This is a genomic window from Yersinia sp. 2545 StPb PI (assembly GCF_052217125.1).
Taxonomy (GTDB): Bacteria; Pseudomonadota; Gammaproteobacteria; order Enterobacterales; family Enterobacteriaceae; genus Yersinia; species Yersinia enterocolitica_E.
Window position 1 is genome coordinate 3,303,999 of sequence record NZ_JAZGPY010000001.1, and the last position, 13,571, is coordinate 3,317,569.

A 13,571-nucleotide genomic window follows, 5' to 3' on the forward strand; every position below is an offset into this window, starting at 1 on the left:
ATCTTATAAAGATTTTAAGCACTGAATACACTACGGCTTATGTTTAATCCAGATTGATAGGTTCTACTGTTTGGTTAACATAAGCTATCAGCAAGATGGCCACCTTTCCCGTTCTATACCTGAGTATCTCTCGGTTGGGAGTCAGGTGGTCGTTCTTATTTATGTCCTTGATATTTATCCCCTTGGTACTGAAACCCACTAGAGTGTTAGCGATGTTCTGGGTTCGTTCGCCTGCTAGCTATCTGCAACACCAATAACATTGGGTATCTATCCCGTTATTGTTCTTTCCTGAGTGACAAATTCACTGTTTATCGCCCCCATTTATTGACTCTCCCCCCTTTAGCGAGCTGCATCAATTTTACAGCAAAAAAAACCCCGGACCTGCCGGGGGAAAAACCATCAACTCAACTTCACTTAAATTTGTTTGGCCAAAAAATAAAGCAAACAGGAGATAACATTAGACACAGCTCGATATTACCAATTTTCAGACTTTAACCGACTCAGCACGGCTACTACGCTTACCGTCTGGGCTGGTGGAGCGGATCATCACCTCGCCACTCACGGTAGGTTTTGCCTTCGCATCATACTTCTGCCACTGCTTACCGCCATCAGTTGAATACTCGATAATCAGGCCCGGCAGTGAGATATTGGCTTCCAACTGCCCCGCCACAACCCGAGCACCGGGGACAGGCAGGCGATATGACACACCGGCTTTATCCAGTTTTGCCAGTTCACGTTGGCCCATGATGTTGGCAAAACGTTGCCAATCGATGTCCAACGCCTTGGTATCGACGCTATGCGTCTGGCCACCTTGATATTCGCGGCCCGCTTTGTAATCTTGCTCCCACGAAGCGCGATGCCAGGCACGCTCGGCCAATGGCAACATCCGCGGGAAGATCATGTATTCCATCTGCTCATCAGTGCGGACGGTTTCATTCCATGACTGACCCGAGATGCCATGTACACCCGGCCAAGGTTTATCGCTTTTCGCGCTAAAGTGATTACCATCGCGGTCCACTGAGGTCTCGGCATTCTGCGGCATGTTATCTGGTGCGAAGCTGAATACTTTCGCTTCGTCATTAAAGCGGGTTGCCCAGTAGTAACCGCGTTCATTCGGATTAACTTCATATGGCATATCGAAGTAGACATAATCTGGATTTGACGCAACCACTTCATAACCTTTATTGGCCCAATCATTGATTGAGTCAGCACCACCCCAATAGAGGGTATCCCAGAAGTTGACACCAACGCGTTTAGTGGCAAACGCTTTGGCGTCTTTGGCGTCTTTCAACCCATCCTGCCAAGCCTGCATCTTCTCGATGCCGTGAGCATTAACCAACTTACTGACTTCAATGGCAAAATAGCTGGAAAGATGTTCAACATCCTGCACCTTGCCTTGTTTGACCATATCCTGACAAACTTGTGATTTGGCCCAAGGTTTATCTTCAACACTCTTATCAATAATGCCTTTACCCGCTTCAATCGGCCCGTTTTTGTCCTGATAACCCGCACCCAAACGGATATTTTTCGCTTCATCGCCACCAAAGTGCCAGGTAGTCAGTGGCATACCGGCTTCTTTATGCATCTGCGCCATTTCGCCAATCACTTTATCGACAAACCGCTTAGAAGAGTCGAGGCATGGGTTGAGATAGCTTTTACGCTCATAGAACTGAACTGACGTGGTATTGGAATCATCAGTCGGGTCAAGCAGACGGAATTCGTTAGCTTCTTTTTCTTTGCCCTGTTTCATTAGATTGTTATAACGGGCTTCCATCGACACTACGGCTGCACGGGCGTGTGCTGGCACATCGATTTCAGGGATCACATCAATCTGGCGTGCTTTGGCATATTTCAGAATCTCAATATAATCATCACGAGTGAAATGGCCGCTACCCATATTATTGCTGTCTGGGCCAGAACCCAATTGCGGCAGCAAGCAGGTATTCTCCGTCAAATCGTGACAACGTTTGCTACCAACATCGGTCAATTCGGGCAAGCCTGGGATTTCAATACGCCAGCCTTCATCATCACTTAGATGGAAGTGGAATTTGTTCAGCTTATAAGCTGACATCTGATCAAGTAAGCGCAGCACTGCATCTTTGGTTTTAAAATTACGGCCAACATCGAGGAACACACCCCGGTATTCAAAACGTGGCGCATCTTTCGCCTCAAGAGTGGCAATAGTCTTAGTGCCGTCAGTCGGAACCAACGATAGAATGGATTGCAGGCCATAGAACACGCCGCTCGGATCAAAACCAATAACCTGTGCCCCTTTCTCGCCAATTTTCAGCTCGTAAGCACCGGAAACCGCTAAGTCACCTTTAAACGCGGCAGGTTGAATCACAGTTTTTATCGGGAAACCGGCTGAATTGGCCTTCAGACCCAGTAATTCGAAGCGCTGCTGAGCTGCCTCTGCGGCAGCTTTAGGCAATACACTCAGATCCAGCGCAACCCCGTGACTCAGATCCACATCCTGTTTATAGAGCTTAATCTCCATAGGCGTAGGGATTATTTGCCCACGCAAGTTAGCCACAGATAACGTTTTTACCGCTTCGTTTTTAACAAAGCGTGATTCCGGCGTCATCAGCACATTATTGTCATCTTTGGTGCGTTTCCACTGATCGCCAGTAAACTGTGTCAGATACTCATTGATATCTTCGGTATCGGTATTTTTTAGTACTTTGGGTTTAGCATCGCCAGCAGTGGCATACCAGCGCGGCATAAAGTCAGTGGCAAACAACTGCCAGTATTCGCCAGTAATAGGGATTTCAACCGCTTGATTGGCGGGGAATCCGGTGAATTTGGCGGTAGGTTCAATTTTATGCAAATCGCCCGTCAGATGCGTAATTTTAAACTGGCTATTATCGACGGTCAGAATCTGGCGGATACTATGGAAATAAATAGCCCAGTCTTGGCCGACTATCTCATCCCCGGTGTTGGTCAGAGTAATCATGACTTTATTACATGATGCCCAGTCGGCACCCAGTTTGGCGCAATCAACGCCATTTTCAGCAGCACGGTTATCCAACAATTTATAATTAACTTTCAATGTGCTGAGTTGATCAACAAGTTGTTGATTACGGGTATCAGCATTGGCATATCCCATCAAGCCAAAGGTTGCGGTTATCGCCGCTAAAGCATTTAATTTGAATTTATTCATCACTAACCTCATCCGTAATTAATAACTGCTGCCAAAACGGCTATTGACAGTATTGCTGCTGGCAGCGTTATTGTTAGCTCAATTGCCGTTATCCTGGTCACTTTTATCAGGACTATTATTTATCTGGGTTATTATTACTGCGTATTTCTTGCCACAGCTTCCCGCATTGCGCGTCATAGGCCTGGCCATTACCGGTATGTGCAGCATCAATGCAACGCTGGTAATCCAATACTCGAACGGTCTCTTTCTCAGTAAAAGCCTGATGCGCTTTCTCTTGTTTCAGCACATCTAGCACCGCCTTGCAGGGGATCAATCTTTCTGGCGAACCTTCGCTGGCATTGATGCACGCGCTGTAGGCTTGTTTGAGTTTGCTATCTTCCGGTTGAACTGGGGTTTGTGGTGCGCAGGCACTTAATCCCAATACTGTGGTAATAATAAAAAGCATTTTCTTCATGGCGGGTGCTCCATTATGTCCCCGGGTTGGTTACCGGGATGGCAATCAAAAAGTGGTCAACATCAGAAGATGGTAAAGGGTGCAATCACGATGAATTTAACGTCTTTTTCATCCTGGAATACGTTGCCAAAACCGCCGCCAAAGCTTGGAATATTGGTGTGGTTGTCATACATGGTGTAATGCAGTTTGAAGAGCGTGCCTTTCGCCCGGCCTTCTTGCAGAGTGTAGAGAACATCAAAGTTCCAAGCAGATTCTTTCAGACGCGTATTCTGGTCATAAATTGGGTTAGTACTTGGTTTTGCATCCCAGCCATACGCATAGGAGGTTCCCACTGACCAACCCGCAAGATTCCAGTTTTTCAGGTCATACATCACGCCACCAAACAGCGCTTTTTCGCCGTTGGCGTTGAAATCAGAGCGGGAATCCCACCAAACATCCAAACGGCCATTAGAGGTCGCATAGCCTGGCGTCATACGTTGCAGGAAGTAACCTTGGTTACCGTCAGCTTTGGCCCAGGTACCTTCAAGACGCAAGTCAAATGGCCCGGTGGTGTAGCCCAATGTCAGCGCTTGTAGCCAGGCTAATCCGTCATAGACGTCGTTTACATTGCTGGCACCGCCATCAACTTTATCTTTTGCGCCGTAGAACTGATAAGAGGTACGAAGATCATTGCCAGCCACCGGGAAGGCGTAAGAAGCCTTGGCGAAATACTGGTCCATGTAATCTTTTGCCTGGCCAAATGCCGCTTCCATCACCAGTTTGTTTTTGAAATCGTATTTAGCACCGATTGAGTGCAGGTAACTTACGCCGGTCTTGCCATCAGCCTGGCGGAAGTTGTACATATTCTGATACCAAGGTGCTTTATATTCATCAGTCCACATGTAAGACATGGACAAGGCACCGGCAGTATCAAAATCAAATTTGGCGCCACCTTCAGCCCCACGGTAGGTCCCTGGCATAAAGCTCCAGTGTGGTGCGAGCAGTGTCTGACCCGTTGGCTGGATATAACCACCCCGCGCCCAGAAATCACCTAGCTTAAATTTGGCCGCGGCTTTATAAACACTGACGCCACTCTTATCACCGGTCCATTTCTCATCCCAACGGGTTTTAGCGTCACTGAAACCAATTTCGTTTGGCGCTGCCGGGCCACTGTTGGTCATTTCAACTGCGCCGAAAGCAGCCAAGTCAATACCAAACATGTCAGCCGCATAACCGGAAGAGAAATCCAGATTGGCGTTAAAGGTAGAATGGTGCAAGTTGGCGACATATTTGCCGTACTCCGCACTCCCTGGCGTTAAATCTTTACGGTCACGCTGACGCTGCCAATAATAAATCCCACCGGTCAGTGACGAATCATCAATAAAGCCTTTAGCCTTGGCCTCTGGGGCTACCATGAACCCCGTTCCTAACAATGCACCCGCGACTGCGAGCGCCAGCGTTTTACGTTTAGCACCGTGCGTAACCATATGAAAAAATTCCTCTTTGACATCACATTTAAAGTGCGTTGCCTGTGTCCACCACAGCTCACAGGTTTAGCCTCAAAAAAACCCTAGTGGGTAAAATTTTTGCTGGGGAGAAATAACCACCAGCCATTACTGCTAAAAAACTTCTGTTGCGAAAAACAACCGCTCTGTAGATTGCTGCTGCCACACAGACTATTTTTCGCGACGCGAATTATCAATTAAAAATAACGCTAATTATTCAAAGTATGACAACGAGCACATAACTGTGAAAAAATATTACAGAGTTCACAAAAGCTTTAAAAACAATGCATAATGTCATATTCTTAATTGTAAATCTTCTCTCATTGACATATTGAATGGTTTCAGCCGATGCAATAAAGCCTGCGTTTTCTCTCCATGAAATAGGGGTTTTTCCTCAGTTAATTCGTAAAGCGAATATTTAAGAAAGACTTACAGACAGCCGCTTTGTTGCTAAAAAAAGGAGCAATATGTCGACATTGACCAGGGGATAAAACGCAGAAGTGGAAAAGAGAAAGGGAGTCATTAGTGTTTAGTAGAATAAACAATTTCAGTTTTATTTCTAATAAACCGAGTGTGCAACCAGACAACGCACAGCTATCTGGATGAACTTACGCAGTCATGTGATTTGGGTGAATACCCGTTGTTAACATCAAATTTGCAGGAAATCAGGGCATAAAAAAAGCGTGGACTAAGCCACGCCAATTCTAGTGTTCTGAGTGAGAACTAAAACTTAACTGGTCGCTTTTGCCGCCCAGGTATCACGCAAACCGACAGTACGGTTAAATACCAAGGCATCAGGGCGTGAATAGCGGCTATCGGCACAGAAATAACCTTCACGTTCAAATTGATAGGTTCGCTCTGGAACCGCATCAACCAAACCTGGTTCAACAAAACCCTGACGGATAATCAACGACTCAGGATTGATGGTAGACAAGAAGTCTTCCGCCGCCGCAGGGTTTGGTACGCTAAACAGACGGTCATACAGGCGAATTTCTGCCGGCAATGCATGCTTAACAGAAACCCAATGAATAACGCCTTTAACTTTGCGGCCATCGGCTGGATCTTTGTTTAAGGTTTCTGCGTCATAACTGCAATAAAGCGTAGTCACATTGCCTTCTGCGTCCTTTTCGACACGTTCAGCTTTGATAACATAGGCATTACGTAAGCGCACTTCTTTGCCTAGCACCAAACGCTTGTACTGTTTATTGGCTTCTTCACGGAAGTCGGCGCGATCGATATAAAGCTCGCTATCGAAAGGAACCTGACGCGTGCCCATCTCCGGGTTATTCGGGTGATTTGGCATAGTCAGCCACTCTTCCCCGGCTACACGATTTTCAATAATCACCTTGATTGGGTCAAGAACCGCCATGGCCCGTGGGGCATTTTCGTTGAGATCATCACGGATACAAGACTCCAGTGACATCATTTCAACGTTGTTATCCTGCTTGGTCACCCCAATACGGCGGCAGAACTCCCGGATGGAAGCCGCGGTGTAGCCACGGCGACGCAAACCAGAAATCGTTGGCATACGTGGATCATCCCAGCCTTCCACGACTTTCTCGGTCACCAATTGATTCAGCTTACGCTTAGACATAATGGCGTATTCTAGATTCAGGCGAGAGAATTCATACTGACGCGGATGACATTCGATAGAGATATTATCCAGCACCCAATCATATAAGCGGCGGTTATCCTGGAATTCCAGCGTACAGAGTGAATGGGTGATCCCTTCAATCGCATCAGAAATACAATGGGTAAAGTCATACATCGGGTAGATGCACCACTTGTTACCAGACTGATGGTGTTCGGCAAACTTAATACGATACAGCACCGGGTCACGCATCACGATAAACGGTGACGCCATATCGATTTTGGCACGCAGACACGCAGTTCCCTCAGCAAAACCACCAGCACGCATCTTTTCAAACAGCGCCAGATTCTCTTCCACACTGCGATCACGGTACGGGCTATTTTTCCCCGGCGCAGTCAGTGTGCCGCGATATTCGCGCATCTGCTCAGCGGTTAACTCATCGACATACGCCAGGCCCTTATTAATCAGCTCGACAGCGTACTGGTACAGTTGGTCGAAATAGTCTGAGGAGTAACGCACATCACCGCTCCAGGTGAAGCCTAGCCACTCTACATCGTGTTTAATCGACTCGACGAACTCGACGTCTTCTTTCACCGGGTTGGTGTCGTCGAAACGCAAATTACACTGACCCTGATAATCTTGTGCGATGCCAAAGTTCAGGCAGATAGATTTGGCATGACCAATATGCAGGTAGCCATTTGGCTCTGGCGGAAAGCGGGTATGAACCGACGTGTGTTTACCGCTGGCTAAATCTTCGTCAATTATCTGACGGATAAAATTACTCGGGCGGGCTTCTGCCTCACTCATTGTTCTATTCCTCAATGCAAACGCAACAAATATAACCGCATATAATCCAACAAGCCCGACTTGGAAACAACCGTTTGTTACAGGAAATAAAACAAAAAAACGGGAAGAGATTGCTCTCTTCCCGCTGATTTGATTAAAACTCAGTCCGGTCATTCAATACATAAGTACTCTACTACCGCGAATTCTATACTCTAAATAATACGAGTTGCAGGAAGGCGGCAAGCGAATGAATCCCGATGAGCTTACTGTAGTAAGTGATTCGGGTGATTGAACGCAGCCAACGTACATGCAGCTTGAAGTATGACGAGTATAAGCCAATTATTTGCTCTGAATCTCAAACAACGGGCTTTGACCGGCAACAACAGAGCTGCCTGCCAATACCGAGATACCGGCATAATCATCAATATTGCTTACCACAACCGGGCTAATCATTGAGCGCGCATTGGCGTTCAGATAAGCCAGGTCCAGTTCCAATATCGGTTGACCGGCAACGACAGTGGCTCCCTCGTCAACCAGACGAGCAAAGCCCTGACCGTTCAGTTTTACCGTATCAATCCCGATATGAACCACAATTTCTGCGCCGGTTTCAGTTTCCAGACAGAATGCATGGTCAGTATTGAAGATTTTTACGATAGTCCCGTTCGCCGGAGAAACCACCATTTTATCAGTAGGACGGATGGCAACACCCTCACCGACTGCTTTGCTGGCAAAAGCTTCATCAGGAACCTGATCCAGTGCGACAACATCACCTGTAATAGGCGAAACCAGTACCAGAGAGGCTGTTTTAGTGGTGTTAATAACTGCCTGAGGCTTAACGTCTGCGGGTGCCACAGAACTGCTGGTGGCGGCAGGAACCGAACCACCTGCCAACACAGTACGCATGGCCGAAGCAATCAATTCTGCGCGGGTACCCACAATGATTTGCACACTTTGTTTATTCAGACGAATGACACCTGACGCACCTAAGCGCTTGGCAACACTGTCATTAACCTGGGCAGAATCTTTTACGTTCAGACGCAGGCGGGTGATGCAGGCATCAATGGCAGTCAGGTTATCTGAACCACCGATAGCACCAATATAGCGACGCGCCAAACCGTTGATTTCACTTTCGTTTACTGCTGGGGCGTTATCAACATTGACGTCATAACCATCTTCTTCACTGCCTTCAACTGCCAATTCACGCCCAGGTGTCAGCAAGTTGAATTTCTGGATGGTGAAACGGAACACCACGTAGTAAATGGCGAAGAACACCAAACCTTGTGGGATCAGCATATACCACTGTGTGGCTAGCGGGTTGCGAGAAGAGAGCACCATATCCACTAAACCGGCGCTGAAACCAAAGCCGGCAATCCAATGCATGCTGGCAGCAATGAACACCGAAATACCGGTCAGCACGGCGTGCAAGAAGTACAGTACCGGTGCGACAAACATGAAGGAGAATTCAAGTGGTTCGGTGATACCAGTGAAGAAAGCTGCAAATGCACCCGCCAACATGATACCAGCCACTTTCGCTCTATTTTCAGGACGCGCGCAGTGATAAATCGCCAACGCCGCACCCGGTAAACCAAACATCATGATTGGGAAGAAGCCAGCCTGATAACGGCCAGTGATACCCACAACAGCTTTACCAGAATCGATAGATTGTTGGCCACCGAGGAAGTTAGGAATATCGTTAATACCAGCAACGTCAAACCAGAACACTGAGTTCAGGGCATGGTGCAGGCCGACTGGGATAAGCAAGCGGTTGAAGAAGGCATAGATACCCGCCCCCACTGAACCCATATCTTTGATGTATTCGCCGAAGGTCACCAGTGCGTTATAAATCAGTGGCCAAACGTACATCAGAATGAAGGCAACCACGATCATCAGGAAGGACGTCAGAATTGGAACCAGACGGCGGCCGCTGAAGAAGGAGAGTGCTTTTGGCAATTCAACGCTGCTAAAGCGGTTGTACAACTCAGCAGAGATAATACCCACCAGAATACCCACGAACTGGTTGTTGATTTTACCAAAAGCTGCCGGCACCTGATCAACCGGGATCTTTTGAATCATCGACACCGCAGCAGGCGAGCACAGCGTGGTTAATACCAGGAAACCTACAAAGCCGGTCAGTGCAGCCGCACCGTCTTTGTCTTTTGACATACCGTAAGCAACACCAATTGCGAACAGCACGGACATGTTGTCGATAATCGCCGCACCGGATTTGATAAATAATGCCGCCAGTGCATTATCACCACCCCAGCTTACCGGATCGATCCAATAGCCTACGCCCATCAGTATCGCGGCTGCTGGTAGTGTGGCCACTGGGACCATCAAGGCCCGGCCCACTTTTTGTAAGTAACTAAGAATATTCACCTTTCCCCCTATTCGTCCGCTATCGGACCCTTTAAGTAGTTTATTTAATTGACTCACTACCTTTTAGAAAAACGCATGGCACACTTTTTATTTATTCACGGCACGTATTACTCATTGCGGAGTGTAAAAAAATTATTTCGTAACGCAAATTAAAACCCCCTATTCTGTGATAAATGTCACCAAAAACTAGTGAAAAAGCACCAATGCACTAGCCACGATACAAAACTTATTTTATCATTCGAAAAATGAACAAAGCATTGTACCAACGCATGAGTCAAAATCTGGGTTACGCTTAGCTGATGATTCAAATCGCGTTGAGTATAGCCACTATTAGCAATCCAAGAGGTGCAAGATGAGACTTATCCCACTGAAAAACACCACAGAAGTTGGTAAATGGGCAGCACGTCATATCGTTAGCCGTATCAACGCATTTAAACCAACCGCTGAGCGCCCGTTTGTACTGGGTCTGCCAACCGGTGGCACACCGATGGAAGCATACAAACATCTGGTCGCGATGCACAAAGCCGGTGACGTCAGTTTTCAAAACGTGGTTACGTTCAACATGGACGAATATGTCGGTTTGCCACAAGAACACCCCGAAAGTTACTACACCTTCATGCACTCCAATTTCTTCGATCATGTTGATATCCCAGCCGAGAACATCAACCTGTTAAATGGCAACGCGCCAGATATCGATGAAGAATGTCGTCGTTACGAAGAAAAAATTAAGTCTTACGGTAAAATTAACCTGTTTATGGGTGGCGTGGGCGTTGACGGTCACATCGCATTTAATGAACCGGCATCGTCTTTGGCATCCCGTACTCGTATCAAAACGCTAACGCAAGAAACCCGCATCGCTAACTCCCGCTTCTTTGGTGGTGATGCAAACCTCGTGCCGAAATATGCGCTTACAGTAGGTGTAGGTACCTTGCTGGATGCGGAAGAAGTGATGATTCTGGTCACTGGCCACGGTAAAGCACAAGCCTTGCAAGCTGCGGTCGAAGGTAGCATCAACCACATGTGGACCATCAGTTGCCTGCAACTGCATGCCAAAGCCATCATGGTGTGTGATGAACCTTCCACTATGGAATTGAAGGTTAAAACTGTAAAATACTTCCACGAATTGGAAGCTGAAAATATCAAAGGTCTGTAACAGTCATCAGGGGGCTAAGATGTACGCTTTAACTCACGGCCGTATTTATACCAGCCACGAAGTACTGGATAATCATGCTGTTGTCGTGGCTGATGGATTGATCGAACGTATCTGTCCTGCCGCTGAACTTCCGGCTGATATTGAGGTGCGCGATTTGGGTGGCGCCATTCTGGCCCCCGGTTTTATTGATGTGCAGTTAAATGGCTGCGGCGGCGTGCAATTCAATGATTCTCTCGAAGCTATCTCCGAAGAGACATTGGATATCATGCAGCGCGCGAATGAAAAGTCTGGTTGCACCAGCTTCCTGCCAACACTCATCACATGTAGTGATGAGTTTATGAAGCACGGCATTAATGTCATGCGTTCATACCTGCAAAAAAACCAACATAAAGCGTTGGGTCTGCATCTGGAGGGGCCATATCTTAGCCCGCTCAAGAAAGGCACACATAACCCAGCGTTTATTCGCAAACCAACCGCAGAGATGATTGATTATCTGTGTGCAAATGCGGATGTGATTACCCAATTCACTCTGGCACCAGAGATGGTTGATGACAAATACATTCGCCAGTTGACTGAAGCCGGTATTTTGGTTTCAGCCGGTCACTCGAATGCCACTTATCAGCAAGCCCGCCAAGGCTTTGCGGCCGGTATCCGCTTTGCGACACATCTGTATAATGCCATGCCATACATCACCGGGCGTGAACCCGGCCTGATCGGAGCGATTTTTGATACGCCGGAAATCTACACCGGGGTGATAGCAGATGGCCTGCATGTCGACTGGGCCAATATTCGCAACGCAAAACGTCTGAAAGGTGACAAGCTGGTACTGGTAACTGATGCTACCGCTCCGGCGGGTGCTGAAATTGATCAATTTATTTTTGCTGGCAAAACAATATACTATCGCGATGGTTTATGTGTGGATGAGAATGGCACATTAAGCGGTTCAGCACTGACGATGATCGAAGCGGTACAAAATAGTGTGGAACACGTTGGCATCGCACTGGACGAAACATTGCGTATGGCGACACTGTATGCGGCCCGCGCTATTGGCGTGGATAAGCAGTTAGGGAGTATTGAAGTCGGCAAAGTGGCCAACCTGACTGCCTTTACCCGCGATTATAAAATCACTAAAACCATCGTTAACGGTAACGAGGTTTTAAAATAAGCGAGTAATTTTATTGATGAGCACCGGCGGACAGTCACAAATTGGTAATGTGGATCTTGTGAAACAACTCAATGGTGCCGTTGTTTACCGGCTTATTGATCAGCAAGGCCCGATCTCGCGCATTCAGATTGCCGATCTCAGCCAACTCGCCCCCGCCAGTGTCACCAAAATTACGCGTCAGCTGCTGGAACGGGGGCTTATCAAGGAAGTTGATCAGCAAGCCTCTACCGGCGGTCGCCGTGCTATATCTATAGTGACAGAAAACCGCCAGTTCCATACCATTGCGGTGCGCCTGGGCCGCCATGATGCGACTATTACCCTGTTTGATATGAGCGGTAAATCACTGGGTGAAGAACATTATTCGCTACCTGAACGCACGCAAGAAACGCTGGAACACGCGCTGTTTACTATTATCAGTCAGTTTATCGAAGCCTATCAGCGCAAATTGCGTGAGCTGATTGCCATTGCGGTTATCCTCCCAGGCCTGGTTGAACCGCACAAAGGTATCGTGCGCTATATGCCCCATATCAGTGTCAGCAACTGGCCATTAGTCGAAAATCTGCAAAATCGTTTTAATGTCACCAGTTTTGTTGGCCACGATATTCGTAGTTTGGCACTGGCGGAGCACTACTTTGGTGCAACTCGTGACTGTGAAGACTCCATCTTGGTTCGTCTGCATCGTGGTACCGGTGCGGGTATTATCGTTAACAGCCAGATATTCTTGGGCAGTAACGGTAACGTGGGTGAAATCGGTCATATCCAGATTGATCCATTGGGTGAGCGCTGTTATTGCGGCAATTTTGGCTGCCTGGAAACGGTTGCCTCCAATGCAGCCATTGAAAATCGAGTGCGCCACCTGCTCGGTCAGGGCTACCCAAGCAAATTAACGTTGGATGATTGTCATATCGGCGCTATCTGCAAAGCGGCTAACCGGGGTGACTTGCTGGCAAGCGAAGTGATTGAGCACGTGGGCCGCTATCTGGGCAAAGCCATTTCTATCGCCATCAACTTATTTAATCCGCAAAAAGTCGTTATTGCGGGTGAAATCATTGAAGCCGATAAAATCCTACTGCCAGCCATTCAGAGTTGCATCAATACACAAGTATTGAAAAACTTCCGCCTGAATCTGCCTATCGTGACGTCGCAGCTTGATCATCAGTCTGCAATTGGTGCTTTTGCTCTGGCTAAGCGCGCCATGTTGAACGGTGTATTATTGCAACGCCTGCTGGAAAGCTAACGCGTAGATGCAAATAAGGCAACGGCAGGGGTAAACGCCTTATCGGTCATGTTATAGTGGACCATTGCCGTGCAAAAATGAGTAATATAATACCCTTCTGACTTGAGGCTGCTGCTCTCACTGACCCGAATACTGACCAGCGTCAGCACATCGGGATGCACTCAT

8 protein-coding genes are annotated in these 13,571 nt (G+C 47.5%); 3 read left to right on the forward strand and 5 right to left on the reverse strand.

Features of this window, described 5'->3' with window-relative positions:
- Nucleotides 1-484: 484 nt before the first annotated feature.
- The 5 genes from V1955_RS15445 to nagE form a co-directional block, all read right to left on the reverse strand.
- Complete coding sequence (locus tag V1955_RS15445; protein ID WP_083159635.1) at nt 485-3,160, reverse strand: beta-N-acetylhexosaminidase; 2,676 nt, start codon at nt 3,158-3,160, stop codon at nt 485-487.
- Between the two features lie 115 nt (nt 3,161-3,275).
- Nucleotides 3,276-3,614 (reverse strand): ChiQ/YbfN family lipoprotein, encoded by a 339-nt coding sequence (chiQ, locus tag V1955_RS15450; protein ID WP_083159636.1) that lies wholly within the window; start codon nt 3,612-3,614, stop codon nt 3,276-3,278.
- 62 nt (nt 3,615-3,676) lie between these two features.
- Nucleotides 3,677-5,080, reverse strand: a complete 1,404-nt coding sequence (chiP, locus tag V1955_RS15455) for a chitoporin ChiP (protein WP_083159637.1) — start codon at nt 5,078-5,080, stop codon at nt 3,677-3,679.
- Nucleotides 5,081-5,828: 748 nt separating this feature from the next.
- A complete protein-coding gene (glnS, locus tag V1955_RS15460; RefSeq protein WP_442821116.1) occupies nt 5,829-7,496 on the reverse strand; it encodes a glutamine--tRNA ligase in 1,668 nt (555 codons plus the stop codon).
- A gap of 318 nt (nt 7,497-7,814) precedes the next feature.
- Entirely contained in the window at nt 7,815-9,851 is a 2,037-nt protein-coding gene (gene nagE, locus V1955_RS15465) for an N-acetylglucosamine-specific PTS transporter subunit IIBC (protein ID WP_442821117.1), read from the reverse strand.
- 352 nt (nt 9,852-10,203) lie between these two features.
- On the opposite strand from nagE, the gene nagB reads away from it, so the two are divergent.
- The 3 genes from nagB to nagC are packed head-to-tail and all read left to right on the forward strand — an operon-like array spanning nt 10,204 to nt 13,406.
- Nucleotides 10,204-11,004 (forward strand): glucosamine-6-phosphate deaminase, encoded by an 801-nt coding sequence (gene nagB / locus V1955_RS15470; RefSeq protein WP_442821118.1) that lies wholly within the window; start codon nt 10,204-10,206, stop codon nt 11,002-11,004.
- Between the two features lie 19 nt (nt 11,005-11,023).
- Nucleotides 11,024-12,169, forward strand: coding sequence for an N-acetylglucosamine-6-phosphate deacetylase (gene nagA, locus V1955_RS15475; protein ID WP_083159641.1), 1,146 nt, complete (start codon nt 11,024-11,026; stop codon nt 12,167-12,169).
- 16 nt (nt 12,170-12,185) lie between these two features.
- Nucleotides 12,186-13,406: a DNA-binding transcriptional regulator NagC gene (gene nagC, locus V1955_RS15480; protein WP_442821119.1), complete on the forward strand. Its 1,221-nt coding sequence runs from the start codon at nt 12,186-12,188 to the stop codon at nt 13,404-13,406.
- Nucleotides 13,407-13,571: the final 165 nt, after the last annotated feature.